We start from the raw sequence: 23146 nt of genomic DNA, 5'->3' as shown, positions 1-23146 counted from the left end.
CGTGATGCGTCAGCATCTTAAAGCCTTGGCATTTCATCACAGAGGCTGAGGGCAATTATCTCTCCGCGCGCGAACTGGTGTGGCACGATGTTCAGAACAGCTCCGCTTTTTCCAGCTCCAGCTCCAGCTCCGGCTCCGGCTTTGGCGTGGGCTTCGGCGTCAGCTTTGACAAGGGCAAGGCGGCGTCCGGTGATCCTCTGTCCGGCACGCTGACGCCCATCGTCAACATGCCCGCGCGGGCTGGTGCGGTGGGATCTTCAGAACAGATCCGTCTTTTCCAACTGAAAGCCTGCCCCCCTCAGACGGTGTTGACTGTAGAACTGCGGGGCTGAGGCATGTTGTTCTGCCTCCGACCTTTTTCCGCCGCTGTCCTCCCCGTCTCTGCGCCTCTGCCTCTGCCTTTCTCTTCCCTTCGCTGACCCGGCTGTCCGCCTCTTCTCGGGCGCAACTCCCTTTAGGGGAGGCGGCGGAAGGGGGCAGTAGCACGTTTGGGCTGGCTTGCGTTCTGGCTGCTGGGCTGGATCGGCGAGGGGCTTTGGGACGGCTTTTCTGGCGGGCTGGGTCGCAGGGCCCGGCTCGTGGGAGCCTCATCCGGTTCCCGGCACAAAACCGCTTGACGGACCCGGAAGTGGATGTTTGGATAAGTGGATACAAAAATCCAGAGATCCAGAAAATGCCGGCTTCCTCCGTTTCCCATGCGCCGCTTGCCTCCACGGCAGAGCAGGAGGCTTATCTGCATTTGCAGCAGGCGCTGCGCCTTGGCCGCTACAAGCCGGGCGAGCGGCTGATCCCGGAGGACATCGCGGCCGAAATCGGCATGAGCCGCATGCCGGTGCGGGAGGCGTTCCGCCGTCTTGCGGCGGATGGGCTGGTGAAGCTCCGCCCCAACCGCGGCTGTGTCGTCGCCGGTCTCACCCTCGATGAAATTCACGAGATCTTCGAAATCCGGTCGGTGCTGGAGGGGCTCGCCGTGCGCCTCGCCATGCCGCGCATGGAGGCCGAGACCTTCGAGGAACTGGACCGGATGCTGGAGCGCATGGAGCGGGCCGGGCAGTCCGGCAGCAGTGACTGGGTCCTGCGCCATCAGGAATTTCACGGCTTCATCTACGGCCTGAGCGGCCGCCCGAAGCTGATCCGCCAGATCACCGGGCTGCATGTGATGATCGAGCCCTACATGCGCATCTGGTTCGACTATGCGGTCAAACCCCTTTCGGCGCGCGAGGAGCATCAGCAGCTGATCGAGGCCCTGCGCTCCGGCGATGCACGGCACGCGGAAGCCGTGATGCAGGAACACATCATCGAAACGGCCTCCCTGATTGCCGGATTTGCCAGCCCCGGACAGGGCTGAGGGCTGGCAACCGGGGCGGCCTGACGGCTGTCCGGACGGCAAGCGGCGGTGCTGCAACGGACTGTCTGTTCATACGTAGGGTTCTGCCGGACTGAGGCGCTGCACCCCCCCTCTGTCAGCTTGCGCTGACATCTCCCCCTCAAGGGGGGAGAGGGGGGCTGCGGCAAAAGGGAGGGGGCTTGCGCATGTTTGAAAAGCTGCATCTGCTCGGTTTCGGCGAAGGCGGCTGGGGGCTGGCCCTGCTCGGGGCGGCTGTCATCACGCTGGTGCTGTCGGTGCTGGGCTTTGCGCTTGGCACGGTCTTCGGCGCGCTGAGCGCCAGCGGCGGCCTGTCGTCGCGGCGCCTGCCACGGGTGCTGGCCTCCGCCTATGGCACCGTCTTCCGGGGCGTGCCGGATCTTCTCACCATCTATCTGTTCTATTATGGCGGCAGCGTCGCACTCACCGCGATGGCCCGCAGTTTCGGCTCGGACAGTTTCATCGGCCTGCCCTCGCTGGCCACCGGCGTGATCGCGCTGGGGATCATTTCCGGGGCCTATCAGGGGGAGGTCTTCCGCGGTGCATATCTGGCCATCGAGCGGGGGCAGTTCGATGCGGCAAAGGCGCTGGCGCTGACGCGGCTGCAGATGCTGCGGCTCGTCATCATCCCCCAGCTGCTCAGGCATGCCATTCCGGGCCTGAGCAATGTCTGGCAGCTGGTCCTCAAGGATTCCGCGCTGATTTCCGTCATCGGCCTTGTCGAACTGATGCGTCAGGCGCAGGTCGCGGCGGGCTCCACCCGCGAGCCGTTCCTGTTCTACCTCGCCGCAGCGGGCCTTTATTTCGTGATCGCAGGCATGACCGGACAGCTGTTCCGGGGCGCGGAGACACGCGCGGCACGGGGGATCCTGCACAGATGATCGACTTCGGCTTCTTTCTGGACATCATCCCGCAGCTTCTGTCCGGCGTGCCGCTGACGCTGCAGCTGGCGGGCACGGCCATCCTGCTCGGCTTCGTGCTCGCCCTTGCCCTTGCGCTGGTGCTGCAGGGCTCAAACCCGCTGATCGTCTGGCCTGTCCGCAGCTTTGTGGCGCTCTTCCGGGGCACGCCCCTGCTGGTGCAGATCTTCCTGATCTATTACGGGCTCGGCCAGTTCCGCCCCTCCCTGCAGGCGATGGGGCTGTGGTGGCTGTTCCGCGAGCCCTACTGGTGCGCAATCCTGGCATTGACGCTGAACACGGCCGCCTATGGCAGCGAGATCCTGCGCGGCGCGATCCGCAATGTGCCGCGTGCGCTCAATGAGGCGGCCCAGGCCCTCGGCATGTCCCGTCTGCTGACCCTTCGCCTCGTCATCCTGCCGATCGCGTTCCGCCAGGCGCTGCCCGCCTATGGCAACGAGATCATCCTGATGGTGAAGGGCACTTCGCTCGCCTCGGTCATCACCTTGATGGAGGTGACGGGCATCGCCCAGGGGCTGATCTCGCAAAGCTACCGCGCGATCGAGGTCTTTGCCGCCGCCGGGACCATCTACCTGTCCATGAATTTCCTGATCGTCCGGGCCCTCACGGCTCTGGAAGTCAGGCTGACACCCTATCGGTCCCGCAGCTGAGGACCGGCCGCCGCACGAATTTGTCCGGCCAGAAAACATGTCCGGAAACCAATGAGGAGACCTGAAGGAATGCGCAATTTCGAGAAGCCGTCGCGATCGGCTGCGGTGTCGGCCAAGGCCATGGCGGCAACGTCCCACCCTTATGCCACGCTCGCGGCGCTCGACATCCTGCGGGCCGGCGGCAATGCCATGGATGCGGCCATTGCCGCCTGTGCCGTGCAATGCGTGGTGGAGCCGGGCTCCACCGGCATCGGCGGCGACTGTTTCGTGCTCTATGCCCCGAAGGGCGGCGATGAAGTCATCGCCTATAACGGCTCCGGCCGCACGCCCAAGGCGCTGACGGTGGACTGGTTCGAGGAACGCGGCCTCACCGAAGTGCCGCGCCAGTCCGCCTCTGCCGTCACCATTCCCGGTGCCATCGATGCCTGGACCCGGCTGAACGCCGATCACGGCCGCCTGCCCCTGCCGGACGTGCTGGCCCCGGCCATCCGCTATGCGTCGGAAGGCTATGCGGTGAGCCCCCGTGTTCACCGCGACTGGAAGAAGGAGGAGAAGCTGCTTGCCGCAGACAAGGCGGCTGCGGAGATTTTCCTGCCCGGCGGCCGCGCGCCGCGCATTGGCGAGATGCACCGCCAGCCGCAGCTTGCCGCAACCCTTGCCCGCATCGCCGCCGAAGGGCGCGACGGCTTCTACAAGGGGCCGGTGGCCGAAGACATGGTGGCCCATCTCAATGCCCACGGCGGCCTGCACACGCTGGAGGATTTCGCTGAGGCGGGGGGCGAGTATGTGACCCCGGTGACCACCACCTTCCGGGGCTACACCATCCACGAGTGCCCGCCCAACGGCCAGGGCATCATCGCCCTGCTGATCCTCAACATCCTGTCGTGCTTCGATGCCAGCCTGCCGCCGCAGTCTGCGGACCGGCTGCATCTGGAGATCGAGGCCACGCGCCTTGCCTATGCCGCCCGTGATGCGTGGATCGCCGATCCGGCCAAGGCGGATGTGCCGGTCAGCGAACTGCTTTCGCCGGAGTTCGCACGCGGGCTGGCGGACAGGATCGACCTGACGCGTGCGCTCACCGAATTGCCGGACTTCGAAATGCCGCTGCACCGGGACACGGTCTATATCTCGATCATCGATGAGGACCGCAATGCGGTGAGCTTCATCAACTCGATCTTCGACTGTTTCGGCACCGGCCTTGTGGCGCCCCGGTCGGGCGTCATCCTGCACAACCGCGGCCAGAGCTTCTCGCTGAAGCGGGGCCACCCGAACATGATCGCGCCGCAAAAGCGCCCGCTGCATACGATCATTCCGGGCATGGTGACGCGGGACGGCCGCACCGAAATGTCCTTCGGCGTGATGGGCGGCTATTATCAGGCCATGGGTCACGCCCATCTGATTTCCAAGGTGATCGACTACGGCATGGACATGCAGGAGGCGATGGACCTGCCGCGCCTCATCCCCGTGGGCGGCGCGGAGCCCCGTGTCGAGGCGGAGCATACGGTGGCGCCGGAGACGCTGGCGGAGCTGGCCCGCCGGGGCTTCGAGATCGTTCCTGCCGAAGATCCGATCGGCGGCGCCCAGGCCGTGCGCATCGGCTGGGAGACCGGCACGCTGACGGGGGCGTCGGAGCCGCGCAAGGATGGCATTGCGCTGGGGTATTGATCCGGCGCCAAAATAAAGCGGCCGGGGCAGCGTCTGCCCCGGCCGCACGCGGTCTGGCCCTGCGATTACTTGACGGGCGTCACGTCGGTTCCGACCCACTGTTCGGAGATCCGCTTGATGGTGCCGTCTGCAATGGCCGCGTCAAGCGCGGCATTCATCATTTCCTTGAGCTTGGTGTCCGTCTTGCGCAGGCCGGCGCCCGTGCCCATGCCGAAGATCCCGCCGACGAAGCCCGGTCCCGCCAGGGTGAAGTCGGAGAATTCCGGGCGGTTCAAGGTGGTGGCAAGGGCCGTCTGCTGCGCGAAGATCCCGTCAATGCGGCCGGCGGCCAGATCGAGGTCATGCTGCTCGGTCGTCTTGTACTCGCGGATCTCGACCGTATCGGCGAAATAGGTCTTGAGGAAATCCTGCATGGTCGTTGCCGCCTGCACGCCGATGACCTTGCCTTTCAGCATGGGCTTGAGCCCGTCGATGGCGGCCTGGGACGCGGCCTCGTCCTCAAGCCGGAACTTGTCGTCCGAAAGCCCGAGCTTGCCAAGCTCGCTGTCCTTCGCAACGGCAAAGCTGGCCGGATCCACCGCATAGGGCTGGGTGAAGTCGATGGTTTCCAGGCGCTTGGGCGTGATGAACATGCCCGCCATGATGACGTCGAACTTGCCGACCTGCAGCGAGGGAATGAGGCCATCCCAGTTCTGCATCACGATCGTGCATTTGACCTGCATGCGGGCGCAAAGGTCGTTGGCTAGATCGATCTCGAGGCCCGCTGGCTTGCCGTCCGGAGTGGTGAAGTTCCAGGGTGCGTAAGCGCCTTCCGTTGCGATCGTGATTTCCTTCGGCGGGTCTTGCGCCAGAGCGGCCGAGCCAAGGGTAACCGTGGAGATAAGTGCGAATGCGCTCATACGGATGATGTTCATGGCTTTCCTCTTCAAGTGTGCCGTCCAGGACGGCGTTCCCCTGTTCCGGCCGGATGTTCCCCCCGGCTCGGGACCCTGTGACTGACCGGTGCACAGAACCGGCCAGAACCCGAAAGAAACTCGACTCATAAGGAGGAGCGGCCTTTCAGCCGCCGGCCTTATGCGGCATAGGTGATCCGGCCTCCGCAGATGGTGTAACGCGGTGTCACATCCGCCATCTCTTCGGCCTCGATGGCCACGAGATCGCGGTCCCAGATGACGAGATCGGCCACGAAGCCCGGCTTCAGCATGCCTTTCCAGCCTTCGGCGAACTCGGCATAGGCCGCGCGCACGGTGTAGGCATCCAGAACCTCCATCAGCGTCTGCCGGTTGTCCGGAAGATCATCGCTCCAGGGCTTGCGCGTCATGGCCGAATGCATGGACAGCATGGGAGACACGGGCGAAACCGGCCAGTCCGTGGAGAGGATCAGGTCGATGCCCGCATCGCGCACCGCCCGCCAGGCAAAGGACCGGGCCCAGTTGTCGCGGCCGATGCGAGACAGGGTCGGCTCCAGCGGCAGGCCCATCTGTCCGGGCGGCACGGTCGGCTGCATGGAGGCAATCAGCTTCATGTCGGCCATCCGCTTCAGATCGGAGGCGCGGATGACTTCCAGATGCTCGATCCGGTGGCGGCTGTCGCGGCGGCCGTTGCTGGACACGGCGGCGGCATAGCCATCGATGGTCCTGGCGACGGCGCCGTCGCCGATGGCGTGAACGGCGATCTGAAGCCCCCGCTTGTCCGCTTCCACGCAGACGCGGTCGAAGGTCTCCTGATCGAAGCGGGGTTCGCCCTTCCAGCCCGGACGGTCGGCATAGTCGTCCCACATCAGCGCCGTGTGGGAATCCAGCACGCCGTCCATGAACATCTTGACGGTGCCCGAGTTCAGCCACTCGCCCTGGAAATCCGCATTCATCTGCGCGGCCTTGTCCATCTGCGCGGCAATGTCCCCGCCGGTGTAGTGCAGCGGGATGCGCCCGCGGCAGATGAGGCCGCCCTCGGCCTCGATCTCTGCGAGAAGCTCCAGCTGATAGCGGTTGCCATCCATGTTCTGGAAGCTGGTGATGCCATGGGCGGCCAGATGCTGCAGCCCGCGCTTGAGAAGCTCGCGGTCATAGGCCCGTTCGGCAGGGCCCGGCGCCGGATGGGGTTCGTCCCCGGTGCTGAGGCCCAGCATGTCGCGCCCGCCGATGGCGCCAAGGGCAATCACGTCATCAAAGGCATAATGCTCGCGCAGCTCGCCGGTCGCCAGACCATCGCTGCCCATCACGATCTCGTTGCCGGGGGGCAGTGCCCGCCCTTGCAGAAGCCCGGCCCTGGTGAGGGCGAGGGTGTTGGCCCAGACCGTGTGGTGATCGGGAGAGATCACGGCCAGCGGCCGGTCAGCAATCATCGCGTCCAGCGCATGCCGGTCAACGTTCCGGTCTTCCCTCAGAATGGTGTAGTCGCAGCCATTGGCTAGCAGCAGCGGATCGTCCGGCCGTGCGGCGGCATAGGCCTGAATGGCCTCCTTCACCGCGTCAAAGCCCTTGATGCCGAACAGCGAGAGCTGGTCCAGCTCGCCCGATCCGCCGAAAATGTGGATGTGGCTTTCGTTCATTCCGGGCGTCACGGAAGCGCCGCCCGCGTCGATTACCTGCGTGGCCGGGGTTCTGTAGGCGGCGATCTCGCTGGCGCTGCCGATGGCCAGCACGCGCCCGCCGGCAATGGCAACCGCCTCAGCCTCGGGCTGGTCCGGGTTCATCGACAGGATACGCCCGTTGGTGACGATCATTTCTGCAGAAGCGGTCATGCTGGTCCTCTGAAAGGATGATGAAAAGTGCCCGTCGAGTGACTGGTACAGAGAGTGGGGCCAGAGATGGGGCCAGAGAATGGGCCTGACACCGTTCCGGGGCAGTGTTTGCATTGGACGCAGGCGGGAGGACCAGCCCTTCGGTTGGCCGCAGCGCCCCTCTCCCCCCTTGAGGGGGAGATGTCTGCGTGAGCAGACAGAGGGGGGTGGCAGCGCCTCAAGATGGCAGGATCTCCCGCATAGGCGGACAGGCTGCATACCCCCCTCAAGGGGCTACAGCATGCACACATCGTGTTTGAAGCCAAAGACGGCTTGGGTACAGCCAGCAGTCTGGTTACTCTGGCGCGGCGTTTCAGCTCCCCTCCCCCTCGTGGGGAGGGGTTAGGGGTGGGGGGGTAAGCCTTTCCGGCTGGCAGGGTGTCCATTGATTTCAGACAACAGCTCCTCGTGAGGCCCTTTCAGGTATCTATCTGTCTTTCATATATTTTTCGGCTCAGAGCCCCCCACCCCTCACCCCTCCCCACCAGGGGGAGGGGAGCGGCAGGCGTTCCCCCGAAAAGCAAACGTCTCATTGCGGGCAGTTTCCAGACCTGATGTGTGAATCTGGTAGCTCAAGGGGGGAGAGGAGTTGGAGCCTCACCGGCAGTCCGTTGTAAACACTCCCCCCTCCGGCTGGTGCTTCGCCTTGCCCGTCAGGGCCTTCAGCTCTGCTGCATCTCGGTCCAGATCTGGTTGATGAAGTCGGTCTTGAGAGCCTGCATCTCGTAATGCGGCCGCACCGGATCGATGGTCGAGGAGACGGAGTCGAATTCCTCGCCGGTGAGATCCGTCACGTCCCGTTCCACGACCGGCGCGCTGCCGAGTTTGCGGGCGAGCTTGGACTGGATCGAGGGCTGGGACATGTAATCCATGTAGACATAGGCAAGGTCGAGCGACGAGGCCGCCGCCTTGGTCACGGCCCAGCTGCCGTAGTCATAGATGCCGCCTTCGACCGGCATGGTCGAGCGCACGGGGAAACCGTCCTGCACGGCAAGGCGTGTGACGTCATGGAAATACTGGCCCATCGGGATTTCGCCCGACTTCAGCGCCTGCTCGAACTGGGCTTCGTCGCGGTACCACAGCCGCACGTTGGGCTTCAGCTCGGCCACCTTGGCGCAGGCCTCGCGGATGCCTTCGTCCGTGTCCAGATGGCTGATGCCGCCGAAATAGACCTTGGCCGCCACTTCCAGCAGATAGGAGTTGCCGACATTGGCAAGGAGGCCGAGGCTGTCCTTGTATTTCGGGTCCCACATGTCCGCCCAGGACTTGGGCTCTTCCGGATAGACATCCGTGTTGGTGACCAGCGTGATGTACCAGCCCACGGCGCCGATGGCGGCGATCTGCTCCTTCGCGTCGCGCTGCACCAGCTCCGGCTTGATGTGTTTGAGGTTGGGCATCCTGGCCGGGTCGAGCGGCGCCCACAGGCCGCTGTTGGCGCCGCGGATGACGGGCACGCCCGCCATCATCGAGATGTCCACCGGCGAGCGCCCGGCCCGTGCGGCCTGCTCAAGCTGGATGAGCCACACTTCTCCGGTCGGCTCGCCGACGCTTTCGACCGCGATGCCCGTGTCTGCCGTAAAGTCCGGGAAAATCTCGGCGTCGAACGTGTCCTTGAAATAGCCCCCATAAACGCCGATGCGCAGCTTCTTTTCCTGGGCGCGCAAGATGTTGGGGAAGCCGGTGATCATGGGTGCCAGAGCAAGGCCCGAAAGGCCTTTCAGCAGGGTGCGCCGGCGGAAGGAAAGGCCAGAATTGCTGTCGTTTGTCATGAAGTTCCCCTCTTTTTTAGGCTTGATTGAAGGGGATGCTGGCGGATCGGGCCGGGTCATTACACAAGAATATGGGGAGGGTCACTTCGGCAATTCCCGAACTTCCACCGCCGGGGGGCTCAGTTAAGGTCTTGCCCATCCCCGTCCTCGTCCTTAGGGCGGGGTGTCCGGCCGTGGCGCCCGGGCAAGTCCGCGCAAATCTCGAGGTAGTCCGGTGCATATGCAGACACAGCCCACGCAGACCTCCCTTGATGCTCTGCTCGCCAGCATCGGCGCACCGGAGCTTCCCCTTGATCTTGCCAGCGCGCGGGTGGCGGCGGTCTATGGCCTTACCGGCGAATGGCGGCGGCTGGGCGGCGAGCGGGAGCAGAATTTCCGCCTGACCACCGCGGACGGGGCACAGTTCGTGGTCAAGATTGCCTCTCTGGAGGAGCCGGCCGGGAGCCTTGCGTTCCAGATCGAGGCGCTGGACCATATTGCCCGGATGGACCCGGACCTGCCCGTGCCGCGCGTGGTGCGGACCCTTGCGGGCGCGCCCATGGCCACGATTGCCGGGGCGGGCGGAAAAGACCATGTGCTGCGCGTCCTCACCTTCCTGCCGGGGCAGATCCTGCTCGACGCCATTGCGGCGGAGCAGCGGACGCTTGGCGCGCCGGAGCTGATCGCCCTCGGCGCCCTCAGCGGGCGTCTGGCGCGTGCGTTGCAGGGCTTCCATGGCCGGGGCGCGCCGGACCGCATGCCCTGGGACCTCAGAAGCGCGCCGGCTCTCGCCGCCGGCCTGCTGGACCACATGCCCGCCCGCATCCGCCCCACGGCGGCCGCGCTTCTGCCGGAGCTGGAGGCCAGCCTGAGCGGGGCCCTGCCACGGCTGCGCGGGCAGGTGATCTACAACGACTTTCACGAGTCCAACATTCTGGCCGCGTTTGAACCGGACTTCCGCATTGCGGGCATCATCGACTTCGGAGACATGGTCTACGGGCCTGTGGCCCAGGATCTGGCGGTGACCATTGCCTCGCTGATCCACTGGAGTGCGGACCCGGTGTTCGCCGCAAGCTGCCTTGCGCGCGGCTATCAGCGCCACATGCCGCTGGCCGCCGAAGACCTGGCCCTGCTGCGCGATCTGGTGCTGGCCCGCCTGCTGCTGCAGGTGGGCATCGTCTCCTATCAGTCCGCCGCCAGTGGCTCCGGCTTGCCGCTGGATGATCTGCAGCCGCTCTACATGAGCGCAATCGAGCGCCTGTCAAAGGTAAGCGCGGCGGATTTTGCCGCCGGCATCCTGCCCTCCGTCGTGCCGGTCAGCCTGCCTGCCGCCGCGACCGGCGCAAGCCCGGCGCCCGCCCTGCTGCAACAGCGTGAGGCCGTGCTCGGCAAGACCTACACCTTCTACAACGAGCCACTGGAACTGGTGCGGGGCCGGGGCTCCCGGGTCTATGATGCGGCGGGCAAGGAATATCTCGACTGCTACAACAATGTCGCCAACCTCGGGCACTGCCATCCCTATGTGGTGGAGGCTCTGGCGCGGCAGGCGGCGACGCTCAACACCAACTCGCGCTACCTGCACAAGGAAGTCGTGCGGCTGGGCGAGCGCCTGTCGCAGACCCTGCCGCCGCATCTGGACACGTGGATCTTCGTCTGCACCGGATCGGAGGCGAATGACCTTGCCGTGCGCATGGCACGGGCGGTGACGGGCAGGGAAGGCATCGCCGTCACCGAAGACAGCTATCACGGCAACACCTCCGTCAGCGCGCCGCTGTCGCTGATCGACTATGACGCGGACAGCCGCCCGGCGTGGGTGGAAACCGTGCCGCCGCCAAACCTTTACAGGGGCCTCTACCGGGGCCTCTACCGCCAGGGCGGCAACGATGCCGGGGCGAAATATGCCGCTCATCTCGACGATGCGGCGGACAGGCTGGCGCAGAACGGCAAGGGGCTGGCCGGGCTGATGATCGACTCGATCTTCGATGCGAACGGGGCCCTCGTGCCGCCGGATGGCTACATGCAGCAGGTCTATGCTGCCGCCCGCCGCCATGGCGCGCTGACGATTGCCGACGAGGTGCAGATGGGCTTTGCCCGCTCCGGCACCCACATGTGGGGCTTCCAGGCCTTTGATGTGGAGCCGGACATCGTCACCATGGGCAAGCCCATGGGCAACGGCCACCCGGTCGCAGCCCTTGTCACCCGGCGCGAGATTGCCGAGAAGCTGCAGACGGCAGGGGGCTACTTCAACACCTTCGGCGGCAACACCGTTTCCTCCGTGGTGGCCAATGCCTGTCTCGACGTGCTGTGGGGCGAGGACCTGCAAGGCAACGCAAGGCGGAGCGGGGAGATCCTCAAGGCGGGCCTTGAAGAGATGCAGGCGCGCCATGAACTGATCGGCCACATCCAGGGGCGTGGCCTTTTCCTCGGTGTGGAGCTGGTCACCAGCCGGGAGACGAAGGCGCCCGCAAAGCTGGCGGCGCGCTGGGTGCGCGAGCACATGAAGGCATCCGGCGTTCTGGTGTCCTCGACGGGGCCGCTCGGCAACATCATCAAGATCAGGCCGCCGCTGGTGTTCAGCGCTGCCGATGCCGCGATCTGCCTGCAGGCGCTGGACAGCGCGCTGCAACAGGTGCCCGCCGGACTGCGCAAGGCTGACTGAACTCCTCTCCGGCGCGTGCGCGGTCACAATGCCCGATGATTTCGGGGCGTCCTGAAGCCCGGCCCTTTCACGGGCGGAAGGCGCCAGCCTCACGGCGTTCGGGAGACACCGGCCGGGAGCGGGTTTTTGGCAAGTTCCTCCGTGATTTCGGGTTCAAGCGGGACATTGAAGCTGCCCAGAAGGAAGCCGAGCACCGTGTAGAAACCCACTGTCGCCATCAGGTCCAGAAGGCCGTCTGTTCCGGCCAGCTGGACGACCTCTTCCTGAAGGGCGGGCGGGAGGCGGTGGTGGGCGAAAAGCTCGTCGACGGCGGCGCAAAGGATCCGGTCGCCGGGCTCCATTTCGTCCAATGGGCCCGCGATGGACGCAAGGCGCGCATCTGAGATGCCGCAGGCCCGGCCGCGGCTGACGTGATGCGCCCATTCATAGGAGGAGCCGGTCCTGACGCCCGTGCGCAGGATGACGATCTCACTGCGCTGTTTGCCGAGGGCTCCATTCAGGACGACATGCTCACGCAGCGGCGCCCAGGCCGCAAGCAGCGCGGGATGATGGGCCATGACGCGGTAAACGTTGAGCCGCCCGGCGAAGGTGTCTCTCACCTCTTCCAGCGATGCCGGCCAGTCCTTGTCCTCGATCGGATGCAATTCCAAGATCTTCCTCCCGTTTCAGACCGGCACAAACCGCATCGGCAGCCGCGAGAAGCCCCGTAGAACGTTGTTCATCGCGAGCGTGGGCTCGCCGGTCTCGATACGTGCAACTTTCTTCAGCATCGCCGCCAGGATCGATTTCATTTCGAGGCGTGCCAATTGCATTCCGGCGCAGGCGTGAATGCCGTGTCCAAAGCCGACATGATCCGGCAGGGGCCGTTTCACATCGAAGACCTGCGGGTTGGTCCATCTCCTCTCATCGCGATTGGCCGATGCATAGAGAATGAGAACGCGCGCGTCCTTCTGCAAAGGGATGCCGTCCAGTTCGGTGTCCCGTGACACGATGCGGGTGAAGCCCCGGATTGGCGATTCCAGCCGGACGGCCTCGTTGATGGCGTTTGAAATCAGGGACGGCGTTTCCCGCAGAAGAGCCCATTGCTCCGGGTTCTTGCCAAGCTGATACATCAGATGGCCGGTTGCGAAGATCGTCGTATCCAGACTCGGGCCGAGATAGTCGCGCATCAGCACCTGCACGCGGCTGCTTTCGATCAGCCCGTCCCGGGCGGCATCATACAGCTTTGCGACCCAACTGCCCGGCCGGACCTTGTCCTGCGTGGCGCCTGCGTTCGTATATGCGCGCATTTCGTGGACAATCGGCAGCGCCTTTTCCGCACGCTCGTTATCGCCCCCAAGCATGTCGAAAACCGCAGCGGCCCATTTCAACTGATTTTCGCGGCCGAAGTCGGGCATCCCCACCAGCTCGGTGACGATCGACAGCGGGAGATATTGCGCAAGATCGAGCATTCCGTCGAACGTGTCCCGTGCGATCAGCCTGTCGATCAGGTCCTCGGCAGAGGACGCTATCCTGTCCTTCACCTCCTGCAAGGCCTGCACTGTCAGGGGCGCGCCGACGATCTTGCGCAGCTTGTCATGCAAGGGCGGATCGGAGGCAAGCAGGTTGCCGGGTGCCATCTCATTTGCCCGGCGGTTGGCGGCAACGCCCTTGCCGGACTGAAACACCTCGTGGTCAGCCAGGCATTTGCGGACATCGGCGTGCCGCCCGACCGCCCAGAGATCATTGCGGGGCAACCAGACCGCCGCGCCCAGATCGCGGATGCGCGCGTAATGCGGATAGGGATCGCGCAAGACGTCCCCGTCATAGAGGTCCACGTCATACTCGGGTCTAACGTCTTCAGCTCTCACGCGTTTTCTCCCGGTTTCGCTCAAGGTGCCCTCCTCAGCTAGGGCCTAAACCCGGTCAGGAACAACGGCCATTCCGGCTGTGTCCAAGGAGTGGACACTCCGCGCGGCGCAATTGTCCACTGGGTGGACGCATCGCTGAATGAGGATGGGCGCAGTCCTGAAGAATTATATCAGGGCTTGATCAGGGCCGGACAGCGCCCTGCGCCGCCCGCAGGCCGGCAACCTCCTTCAAGCCGAACAGCCAAAGATGGACCCAATGACAAAGATCCATTTCATATCCGCAACTGGCATTGAAACCGTCATCGACGCCCGCGACGGGGACAGCGTCATGCATGCGGCGATCCTCAACGATGTGGAGGGAATCCTGGCCGAGTGCGGCGGTTCGATGATGTGCGCAACCTGTCACTGCTACGTCGATCCGGCCTGGCAGGACAGGGTCACGCCGCCATCGGAGCCGGAGGCCGGTATGCTTGCCTCTGCCGCAAGCGCGGTCAGGGCAACAAGCAGGCTCTCCTGCCAGATTACCGTGGGGCCGGAACTGGAGGGGCTCGTCATTCACCTGCCTGAGGCCCAGCTATGAGCGCCGGCCGGCGGGTGGTCATTGTTGGAGCGGGGCAGGGAGGGTTCCAGACCGCCGCCTGTCTGAGGCAGGAGGGGTTCGCAGGATCGATCCTGATGATCGGAGACGAGCCCGGCCTGCCCTATCAGCGGCCGCCCCTTTCCAAGGCCTATCTCAAGGAAGGGGATGCGGCCCGGCTGGAATTGCGCCCCCGCGCCTTCTACGAGCGGCTTGGCATTGAACTCGGCATGCCGAATGCGGCGCTGGAGATCGACCGGCAAAACCAGACCCTGCACACGGCAGATGGCGCGCGTCATCCATATGACAGCCTTGTTCTGGCGACAGGCAGCGCCTGCTTCCGGCCGCCGGTCCCCGGCGCCGGACTGCCGGGCATCTGCGAATTGCGATCGCTGAAAGACGCGGACAGACTGCGCGAGGCGCTGAAGACAGCCAGACGCATCGTGGTGATCGGCGGCGGTTTCATCGGCCTCGAATTTGCGTCGGTGGCGCTGCAGGCCGGGCACGCGGTCACCCTGGTTGAAGCGCTGCCGCGGCTGATGGCGCGCGCGGTGTCCGCCAGCCTGTCCAGCGCATTTGCACGCTTCCATCAGGCTTCCGGTCTGACGCTGAGGTTGTCGGAGAGCGTCAGGGAGATCACGGCCGGAGCGCAAGGCGGTTACTGCGTTGCGCTCGGCAGCGATCAGATCGAATGCGACCTGGTGCTGATGGCGACCGGGGTGCGCCCCAATGTTTCATTGGCCGCATCGGCTGGACTGGTGATTGAAAACGGTGTCAGCGCCGGCGGGACGCTGCAAACCTCCGATCCGCAGATTTTTGCGCTTGGCGACTGCGCTTCGTTTCCAGATCCCTTCACCGGACAGCGTGTCCGGCTGGAGTCCGTTCAGGCGGCGGTGGATCATGCGCGGCTGATCGCGAAAAACATCGCGAAGCAGGAGGCGTCGGTCTATGGCGCGCTGCCCTGGTTCTGGAGCGACCAGGGCGGATGGAAACTGCAAATTGCAGGTCTTTCGCTGCCCGGTGACGATGAGGTTCTGATCGAACGGGCCGGCCGGCCGCTCTCTGTTTTCCGCTTCAGGTCCGGCAGGTTCGTGGCGCTTGAGACCGTGAACGGGCCTTCGGAGCACATGGCCGCACGGAAGATCCTGCAGGCACCGGTCTCCCTGTCGCGCAAGGACCTCGAAGAGCGGGACTTTGACCTGAAGGGGCTTGCCCAGACCCTCGCGAAGGAGGGCTGAGCGGATGGCCCGCAACGTCCTGAGCGCGCATTTGTCCATACTGCGAACGCAGCTGCTCTTCGGCTGGCCCCAGGGTGAGGCCGCGCATACCAAGGGTTTATCCAATCGCTTTGACAGTTGCCGAGGTTTGAAATGACACAATATCCTCACATGGTCCCGGTGGTCATCATCGGCGCTGGCCCGACCGGTTTGACGCTCGCCAATCTTCTTGCGGCATATGGTGTCGATTTCATCATCGTGGACAGAGAGCCCGGCCCCCTCGATCTGCCGCGCGCCATTGTTCTCGACGACGAGGGCGCGAGAACGATGCAGGTTTTCGGCCTTGACGACAGCTACCTCCAGTCGACTGTCGCAGCCGCCGGCTCGCGCTACTTCACCGACAAGGGGGAGTGTTTTGCGGAAACGGGGCCGGGTCCGATGACATACGGCTTCGCCAAGCGGCAATATATCTACCAGCCCGAACTTGAGGCGGCGCTGCGCGAAAGGCTGGAGCAGCAGCGGCCAGGCACCCTGTTCTATTCCTCGGATGTGGTGGACATCGCCTGCGGGGACGGGGAGGCGGCCGTTACGGTCAAGGCGCCCGGCGGCAGCCAGCATACGATTTCCGCCAGCTGGGTTGCAGCCTGTGACGGCGGCCGCAGTCCGATGCGGGAAAGGCTGGGCATCGCCATGTCCGGCAACACCTACAAGCAGGATTGGATCGTTCTCGACATGACGGATGATCCCGACCGCTCCCTTTTGTCCAAATTCTTCTGCAGCAACGTACGTCCGGCTGTCAGCGTGCCCGCACCCAACGGAGGGCGCCGCTACGAATTCATGCTTCTTCCGGGCGAAACGCGCGAGGAGGTCCTGGAAACCGGCTTCCTGACTGACCTGCTGAAGCCCTTCCGCAGTTATGACGAGGCGCATGTCCTGCGCAAGACCGTCTATACGTTCCACGCGCGCATTGCGGACAGGTTCCGCGACAAGCGGATCCTGCTGATGGGAGACGCCGCCCATCTGACCCCGCCCTTTGCGGGGCAGGGCATGAATGCGGGCCTGCGCGATGCTCACAACGTTGCGTGGAAGCTGGCAGCCAGCCTTCTTGGCGGCGCCAGCCCGTCGATCCTCGACACCTACGATTCAGAACGCCGCAAACCGGCCTGGGACATGATCCTGCTCGCGGTTTCCATGGGCAATTTCGTCATGCCGCTGGGTGAAGAGGATATCCGTTTCCGGGATCACCTCCTGAAGGCGCTCGGGCCGTTTCCGGCGGTCAAGGATTACCTCATGACAATGCGGTTCAAGCCGAAGCCGCGGCATGAGGCGGGGCTTTATCTCGACCTTGGCGCGCAGATGCTCGAAGCCTCTCTGGTGGGGGAAATGATCCCGCAGCCCACCGTTCACCGTGACGGGCGGTCCGTCAGGCTCGACAGGCTCCTGGGTGCCGGTTTTGCGCTTCTGGCCCAAAGCGATGCGGGTGCCGGAGCCTTGCTGCAGCTGGAGCGGACGGAACTGCTCGGCCTGCCCCTGTCGAAGGTCATCCTTTCTTCGGGGTTCCTGAACGCTTCGGCCGGGGCGTGGCAAACCGGGGCGTGGCAGGCCGGGCCGGAGGCCGCCGCCATTGCCCGGCCGCTCCTCACCCATCGCGATCAGGTCATGCTGATCCGGCCCGACCGCTACTGTGCCGCCGTCTTCCCGCCCGCGGAGCTGCAGGCGGGACTGGAGCGCTATCTCTCGCTCATGGCCGCTGCGGACGAGGACAGTTCCCCCGCAATGGCCTGCGCGCAGCTCAGCAGTTCCTCGCGGCAGGTCTCCACCGCCTGATCGAAACTCATGGCGGAGGCGATCCAGATCAGCGTGAGACAGGCAATCGGCCGCCCGTCCTTCAGGACCGGCGCGGAAATGCTCATCGTCTTGTCGTTGAAGCCCTTGGTCCGGTAGCCGAGCCCCAGACGGCGGCACTGCTCGATGATATGGTCGAGCGGTCCGTCCTGCAGGTAGTAGGGCTTGGAAATGCCGGTCTCGGCTTCGAGCCCGGACAGGATGTGAAGGCGCTCTTCGTCCGGGCAAAAGGCGATATGGGCGCGTCCTCCGGACGTGTCCAGCACGGGAAGACACCGCCCCACCATGCCGTGATCCACCGAGAACGGGCTCAGGAAATGGGTGGACTCCCGGATCTCCATCTTGAAATCGCGGAACACGACGAGATCGAGCGGCCAAAGCACGCGCCGCGCCGTCTTCATCATCTGCGGAACGGCAATCTGCGACACCCAGTAGTCATCACGGAAACCGGAGCTCAGCGTGCGGGTTGTCAGGGTCGGGCGCCATGTGTCGTCAGAAGAGCCCCGGACGACGAAGCCAAGCGATTCCAGGGTTTCGAGCAGCCGGTAAGCTGTCGGCCGCGGGATGCCGGCCGCCTTGGCGACGTCTGCCGCCTTCATGCCATTGCGATGATTGACGGCCTGGAGAACAGCCAGGCCCCGCTCCAGCGAGCGGACGCTGCTAAAGGTTGAAATGGCCTGCCCCTCCTCGTCCGTCCACGCAGTGGACACTCCCGGCAGAGAAATTGCACCTGATTTGACCCATGTCAATGCTGCGGGTGGCGAAGCGCGAGGAGGCGCCGCCACGGAGGAGCAGATGATCCGATTGCGCAATTTTTCGGAGACCCTATCGCGGATGCTGGCGCTGGTGGGTTTCTTCGGCCTCTTCATTCTGGCCAGCATGACGTCCCTGGACATCCTGATGCGCTGGGTCCTGGCGATGCCGCTGCAGGGGGTCAATGACGTCAGCGCCGTCGTCATGGCCGTCGTCATCTCCTCCTGTGTCCCGGCCAATCTGGCATTCAAGCAGAATATCCGCGTGGAAATGCTCGGGGCGGCGGCCGGCCCTTTCGTCGAACGGATCCTCGAGGCCTTTGCCAGCGTTCTCACGCTCGTCTTCATCGGCCTGATCGCCTGGCAGTTCATTCCCTACACCGGGGGTCTGAAGGAGGCGGGCAATACCACGTGGGTGCTGTATTGGCCGCTCTGGCCCTGGTGGCTCGCCGCAACGGGCATGCTGAGCTTTGCAGCGCTCGTTCAGGCCGTCGTCACCGTTGACGACCTGCTTTCCGTCTTCAAGGCCCGGCCCCGGTCCGCCAGCCAGTGAGCGTGGAACGGACATGCCGGACTTTCAAAAGAAAACCCACGCGACTTGTGACGGAGCATCCATATGGATCCGCTAATTCTTGCCCTGGCCGGGTTCTGCATCATGCTTGCCCTGATTGCGCTCAAGGTGCCGATCGGCGTCTCCATGGCCCTTTGCGGTGTCACCGGATTTGCCCAGATTGCCGGCTGGGGCGCGGCCGTCTCCCTCATTGCCAGCGAGCCGGCATCGGCCATGTCCAATCTGGATCTCTCGGTCATTCCCCTGTTCATGCTGATGGGCAGCCTGGCGGTGGCGGGCGGGCTTGCAACCGACATCTACGATGTGGCGGAAGCCCTGATCGGTCACAGGCGGGGCGGGCTGGCGACGACGACCATCGTGGCCAGCGCAGGTTTCGGCTCGGTCTGCGGCTCGGCGGTCGCCACCACGGCAACCTTCGGGCGGGTCGCGATGCCTGAAATGCTTGCGCGCGGATACAAGCCGGGGCTTGTGGCCGGTGCGGTCGCTGCGGGGGGGGCGCTCGGGATCATCGTGCCGCCTTCGGGCATCGCGATCCTCTATTCCGTTCTCAGCGAGCAGTCGATCCTGCAGCTCTTTGCCGCCTGCGTCATCCCCGCGATGCTTGCGGTCCTCTCCTATCTCATCGCGATCCAGATCTCCGTGAGGCGCGATCCGGACGCCGCACCTCCCGGCGAGATGCTGCCGCTGCCTGCAAGACTGCGGGCAGCAAGAAAGGCCTGGAGCGTCATCGTGCTCGCAACCGCGGTGCTGGGCGGCATCTATTCGGGCATCTTCACAGTGAACGAGGCCGCTTCGGTCGGCGTCTTCATCGCCTTCCTCTTCCTCGTGATGCGCGGCAAACTCACGCGCAAGACGTTTGTGCGCATTCTGGCCGATGCCAGCTCTGCTTCGGCGATGATCTACATCATGGTGTTCGGCGCGAACATCTTCTCCTATTTCATCTCGATCACGGGCGCCGCCGCTTTCATCATCAACGCCATCGCCGTGCTGCCCGTGCCCCCGGTCGTGATCATCTTCGGCCTGGTCGGCGTCTACATCTTCCTGGGGGCATTCTTCGACGAGGTCGCCGCGCTGGTGATCACCCTGCCGTTCGTGATCCCGCTGATGCAGCATCTCGGATACGACCTGATCTGGTGGGGCGTCATCAACATCATCCTGATCGGCCTTGGCATGCTGACGCCGCCGATCGGCATCAACGTGATGCTCCTGAACACGATGTACCGGGAGATCCCGATAGGCGTGATCATACGGGGTGTCGTGCCCTTCATCTGCGCCGGCATCTTCATGCTCGTCATTCTCATCGCCTTTCCCCAGCTCAGCCTCTGGCTTCCGTCCGTCCTGCAATAGCGGGCCGGCTGTCCGCAGCGCGGACAGTTGCAACAGGCTGCGGGCCTGGGGGTGCAGGCGCTCCTAAAATCGAAACTCAAGGCAAACAAACACAGAGGGAGGAATCATGAAACTCAATGTCATTCTCGCCGCCGGATGCGCGGCAATCCTGAACCTTGCCCCGGCGCAGGCGGAGACGCTCCGGTTTTCCAGCTTCGAGCCGCCCAACGCCTTCATCACCGCGGAAGTGCTGACGCCCTGGGCAAAGGACGTGAGCGAGGCGTCCGGCGGTGAAATAACCATTCAGATGTTCCCCGGCGGAACGATGGGCCGTGATCCGGCTCAGCAGATCCAGATGGTCGAGCAGGGCGTTGCCGATATTGCCTGGGTCATCCCCGGCTACACCCCCGGCCGTTTCGCCGAGGGCACCGTGGGCGAGCTGCCCTTCCTTGTCAGAAGCTCCAGGGCCGGTTCCGCCGCCATGTGGAAGATGTATGAGGAGGGGCTGTTCAAGGGCGATTACGACAAGTTCAAGATGCTCTGCATCTGCTCTTCGCCGGCAAACTTCATCGGCGCGACACGGCCGGTCCGGGAGCCGGGCGGCATGAAGGGCCTGAAGATGCGGGCGCCCGGACCGACCATGCTGTCGGCCATCAGTGCCCTTGGCGCTGTGCCCGTGGGCGGGATTACGGCGCCCGCGCTTGCCGAGTCGCTGAGCCGCGACCTGATCCAGGGCACGTTCCTGCAATGGGGCGTGGTCGAAAGCTTCCGGCTTGGCGAAGTGCTGCCCTTCTACAACGAGGTGCCGCTGGGGGCGACGCCGATGCTGGTCATCATGAACAAGCAGAAATACGAGAGCCTGCCGCCAAAGGCCAAAGCTGCGATCGACCAGTTTGCAGGCGAGGCCTTTTCGGAAAGGTTCGGCACGTCCTTTGACGCCTACATGACCGAGGCGAGGGCCCGCATCGCCGCAAAGAACAAGCCCGAGATCTTTACGCCGGACGAGGCGCAGGCAGCCGTCTGGCAGCAGACGGTCGAGATCGCAACCACCGACTGGCTCGCCAGGACCCCGGACGGACAGAAGATCTATGACGCCTTCACCGCCGCCCTGAAGGCCGCAGGCACCAACTGAACCGCAACCGGGCCGGCCGGCGTCCTGCCGGACGGCTCCACCCCGGAAGGCAATCGGCATGACGCTCATAGGGTTGGGCTATATCGGTATCGGCTCGCGCCAGACCGAAGCCTGGGATCACTTTTCGACACAGCTTCTGGGCATGCAGAAGATCGACGCAGCAGCCTCGGTCCGGGCCTATCGCATGGACGACCGCAAGCAGCGGCTCATCGTTTCGGGCGAAGCGCCGGAAGGACTGGATTTCCTTGGCTGGGAAACAGCTACGCTTGAAGACCTGGATGCGCTAGCCGGCCGTCTCGACAATGCAGGCGTTGCAGTCAAGCGCGAACCTGCGGCCCTGGCCGCTCAGCGCCACGTGCACGCGCTGATCTCGTTTCACGATCCGGAAGGCAACAGGATCGAAGTCTTCTGCGGCCCGGAGATTGCCACCGATCCTTTCCGGCCCGGCCGGCCCATCTCCGGGTTCAAGACCGGCGCCCTCGGCATGGGGCATGCGGTGCTGCATGCGCAGAATACCGATATTCTGCTGCCCTTCTATCGCGACCTGCTGGGTTTCAGCGTCACCGACTACGGCGTCACGCCCTACAAGCTTTATTTCTTCCATGTGAACGGGCGCCATCACAGCTTTGCCATGGTGGGTTCCGGGCGCCAGGGCCTGCATCATTTCATGGTCGAGCTGCTTTCGCTCGACGATGTGGGGCAGGGCTATGATCTGGCGCAGGCGGAGCAGGACCGCCTTGCCTATACGCTCGGGCGCCATTCCAACGACCATATGCTGAGCTTTTACGCGCACTCGCCCTCCGGCTTCTTCGTGGAATACGGCTGGGGCGCCACTGTCATCGAACCGGAAAGCTGGACACCGCACGAGACCTTCGACGGGCCGAGTTTCTGGGGCCATGAGCGCCTGTACATGCCCGAAGGATCCGCAGACCGCACACGCCTGCGCGACATGCGCCTGGCCGCGGCGGAAAAAGGCCTGCGCGCGCCCAATCCCGGCAGCAACTGCGCCTGGCTGGACGGCATCATCCGCCAGGAATGATGCCAGCGCCCGGACGGCCTCCTCAAGTACTGGCCAAACCCCTGCGGCGGCTGAGCCGGTACGGGGCTGAATGCGCCCGCATCGCAAGACCGGGCATGAGCCGTTTCGTCACCCATACCCTACCGACTGGAGAGAATGACACATGCGAGTTTGTTCCTATGAGACCGCTGGCGGGCAGCCGTCATACGGCTTGATCAAGGACGGCCGGATCTTTGACGCTGGCGCCCCCTTCCGGGCACGCTATCCCGATCTGCGGGCCGTTCTGGAGGCTGGCGCGATTCAGTCCCTGGAAACAGCGGCTGCGGCGTCTTCGCCGCTCGATCCGGCCAGCGTCACCTTGCTGCCGCCGGTTCCGCGGCCGGACAAGATCCTCTGCATCGGCCTGAACTACATGACGCATATTCAGGAAACGGGCCGCGAGCGCCCGGCCAAGCCTTCGATCTTCACGCGCTATCCGTCCTCGCTCGTCGGGCACGGGGTGCCACTGATCCGCCCCAGGGTTTCCGACTGGTTTGACTTCGAAGGCGAGCTTGCCGTGGTGATCGGCAAAGCGGGGCGGGCGATCAGCGCCGCAGATGCGGCCGGTCACATCGCCGGATACACCTGCTTCAACGACGGGTCGATCCGTGACTTCCAGCGTCATACGACCCAGTTCTGGGCCGGGAAGAACTTCGACCGCAGCGGCTCCATGGGGCCGTGGCTTGTGACCGCTGACGAGCTTGCCGACCCTGAAGCGCAGCATATGACGACACGCCTCAATGGCGAGGTTGTCCAGTCGACGCCCATCTCCGATCTGGCTTTCAGCATACCGGCGCTGATCGAATATCTGTCCACCGTCACGGAACTGCTGCCGGGCGACGTGATCGCGACGGGAACGCCGAGCGGGGTTGGCCTGTTCCGCGAGCCGAAGCTCTTCATGAAGCCCGGCGACCGGATCGAAGTCGAGATCACCGGCATCGGCACGCTGGCCAACATGATCCAGGCGGAAGACTGAGAAGCGGGCGGCCCGCTGGTGCTTGCCGTCCGGCAGGCACCAGAGCCGGGCTG

The 23146-nt window shown here is 64.5% G+C and carries 20 protein-coding genes; 13 read left to right on the top strand and 7 right to left on the bottom strand.

All coding sequences use genetic code 11. The annotated features are described in order from the left end of the window. Positions 1–91: 91 nt before the first annotated feature. A complete protein-coding gene (locus tag ACVNHC_RS18865; protein WP_457168680.1) occupies positions 92–229 on the bottom strand; it encodes a hypothetical protein in 138 nt (45 codons plus the stop codon). Positions 230–673: 444 nt separating this feature from the next. Between ACVNHC_RS18865 and ACVNHC_RS18860 the strand changes: the two genes are divergently transcribed. The 4 genes from ACVNHC_RS18860 (at position 674) to ggt (ending at position 4601) form a co-directional block, all read left to right on the top strand. Beyond that, positions 674–1348, top strand: a complete 675-nt coding sequence (locus ACVNHC_RS18860) for a GntR family transcriptional regulator (protein ID WP_457168678.1) — start codon at positions 674–676, stop codon at positions 1346–1348. Between the two features lie 185 nt (positions 1349–1533). Further along, a complete protein-coding gene (locus tag ACVNHC_RS18855) occupies positions 1534–2247 on the top strand; it encodes an ABC transporter permease (RefSeq protein WP_122521743.1) in 714 nt (237 codons plus the stop codon). After that, positions 2244–2936: an ABC transporter permease gene (locus ACVNHC_RS18850; RefSeq protein ID WP_457168676.1), complete on the top strand. Its 693-nt coding sequence runs from the start codon at positions 2244–2246 to the stop codon at positions 2934–2936. Before ACVNHC_RS18855 ends, ACVNHC_RS18850 begins: the two co-directional genes overlap by 4 nt. Positions 2937–3005: 69 nt before the next feature. Then, positions 3006–4601 (top strand): gamma-glutamyltransferase, encoded by a 1596-nt coding sequence (gene ggt, locus ACVNHC_RS18845; RefSeq protein ID WP_457168674.1) that lies wholly within the window; start codon positions 3006–3008, stop codon positions 4599–4601. 65 nt (positions 4602–4666) lie between these two features. On the opposite strand, the gene ACVNHC_RS18840 is transcribed toward ggt, so the two are convergent. The 3 genes from ACVNHC_RS18840 to ACVNHC_RS18830 all read right to left on the bottom strand — a co-directional run bounded on the left by ACVNHC_RS18840 (position 4667) and on the right by ACVNHC_RS18830 (position 9152). Next, positions 4667–5515 (bottom strand): transporter substrate-binding domain-containing protein, encoded by an 849-nt coding sequence (locus ACVNHC_RS18840; RefSeq protein ID WP_457168672.1) that lies wholly within the window; start codon positions 5513–5515, stop codon positions 4667–4669. Between the two features lie 158 nt (positions 5516–5673). Continuing rightward, complete coding sequence (locus ACVNHC_RS18835) at positions 5674–7344, bottom strand: amidohydrolase (protein WP_457168670.1); 1671 nt, start codon at positions 7342–7344, stop codon at positions 5674–5676. Between the two features lie 701 nt (positions 7345–8045). Then, on the bottom strand, positions 8046–9152 hold the full coding sequence (locus ACVNHC_RS18830; RefSeq protein ID WP_457168668.1) for an ABC transporter substrate-binding protein: 1107 nt from the start codon (positions 9150–9152) through the stop codon (positions 8046–8048). A gap of 220 nt (positions 9153–9372) precedes the next feature. Between ACVNHC_RS18830 and ACVNHC_RS18825 the strand changes: the two genes are divergently transcribed. Continuing rightward, positions 9373–11790, top strand: a complete 2418-nt coding sequence (locus ACVNHC_RS18825; RefSeq protein ID WP_457168666.1) for an aminotransferase class III-fold pyridoxal phosphate-dependent enzyme — start codon at positions 9373–9375, stop codon at positions 11788–11790. A gap of 89 nt (positions 11791–11879) precedes the next feature. Here the strand turns inward: ACVNHC_RS18825 and ACVNHC_RS18820 are convergent, their stop codons facing one another. Further along, entirely contained in the window at positions 11880–12440 is a 561-nt protein-coding gene (locus ACVNHC_RS18820; RefSeq protein WP_457168664.1) for a carboxymuconolactone decarboxylase family protein, read from the bottom strand. A gap of 15 nt (positions 12441–12455) precedes the next feature. After that, positions 12456–13664, bottom strand: a complete 1209-nt coding sequence (locus ACVNHC_RS18815; protein ID WP_457168662.1) for a cytochrome P450 — start codon at positions 13662–13664, stop codon at positions 12456–12458. Between the two features lie 232 nt (positions 13665–13896). On the opposite strand from ACVNHC_RS18815, the gene ACVNHC_RS18810 reads away from it, so the two are divergent. The 3 genes from ACVNHC_RS18810 (at position 13897) to ACVNHC_RS18800 (ending at position 17261) form a co-directional block, all read left to right on the top strand. After that, positions 13897–14220 (top strand): 2Fe-2S iron-sulfur cluster-binding protein, encoded by a 324-nt coding sequence (locus tag ACVNHC_RS18810; RefSeq protein ID WP_058901135.1) that lies wholly within the window; start codon positions 13897–13899, stop codon positions 14218–14220. Beyond that, positions 14217–15455, top strand: coding sequence for an NAD(P)/FAD-dependent oxidoreductase (locus ACVNHC_RS18805; protein WP_457168659.1), 1239 nt, complete (start codon positions 14217–14219; stop codon positions 15453–15455). The genes ACVNHC_RS18810 and ACVNHC_RS18805 overlap by 4 nt, the downstream gene beginning before the upstream one ends. Before the next feature lie 132 nt (positions 15456–15587). After that, positions 15588–17261 (top strand): bifunctional 3-(3-hydroxy-phenyl)propionate/3-hydroxycinnamic acid hydroxylase, encoded by a 1674-nt coding sequence (locus tag ACVNHC_RS18800; protein ID WP_457168658.1) that lies wholly within the window; start codon positions 15588–15590, stop codon positions 17259–17261. On the opposite strand, the gene ACVNHC_RS18795 is transcribed toward ACVNHC_RS18800, so the two are convergent. After that, positions 17165–17989: a helix-turn-helix domain-containing protein gene (locus ACVNHC_RS18795; RefSeq protein WP_457168656.1), complete on the bottom strand. Its 825-nt coding sequence runs from the start codon at positions 17987–17989 to the stop codon at positions 17165–17167. The genes ACVNHC_RS18800 and ACVNHC_RS18795 overlap by 97 nt on opposite strands. Before the next feature lie 85 nt (positions 17990–18074). Between ACVNHC_RS18795 and ACVNHC_RS18790 the strand changes: the two genes are divergently transcribed. From ACVNHC_RS18790 to ACVNHC_RS18770, 5 genes are all read left to right on the top strand, one after another. Next, positions 18075–18584 (top strand): TRAP transporter small permease, encoded by a 510-nt coding sequence (locus tag ACVNHC_RS18790; protein WP_457168654.1) that lies wholly within the window; start codon positions 18075–18077, stop codon positions 18582–18584. Between the two features lie 63 nt (positions 18585–18647). Next, complete coding sequence (locus tag ACVNHC_RS18785) at positions 18648–19949, top strand: TRAP transporter large permease (RefSeq protein WP_457168652.1); 1302 nt, start codon at positions 18648–18650, stop codon at positions 19947–19949. A 106-nt stretch (positions 19950–20055) separates the two neighbouring features. Beyond that, complete coding sequence (locus tag ACVNHC_RS18780) at positions 20056–21060, top strand: TRAP transporter substrate-binding protein (protein ID WP_457168650.1); 1005 nt, start codon at positions 20056–20058, stop codon at positions 21058–21060. A gap of 58 nt (positions 21061–21118) precedes the next feature. Continuing rightward, positions 21119–22099, top strand: coding sequence for a VOC family protein (locus tag ACVNHC_RS18775; protein ID WP_457168648.1), 981 nt, complete (start codon positions 21119–21121; stop codon positions 22097–22099). Positions 22100–22241: 142 nt separating this feature from the next. Next, positions 22242–23093, top strand: coding sequence for a fumarylacetoacetate hydrolase family protein (locus ACVNHC_RS18770; protein WP_457168646.1), 852 nt, complete (start codon positions 22242–22244; stop codon positions 23091–23093). Positions 23094–23146 lie beyond the last annotated feature (53 nt).

Source organism: Pannonibacter sp. Q-1 (assembly GCF_054073275.1).
The sequence above is the reverse complement of the archived record's forward strand: the minus strand, read 5'-3'. Positions and strand labels throughout refer to the sequence as shown.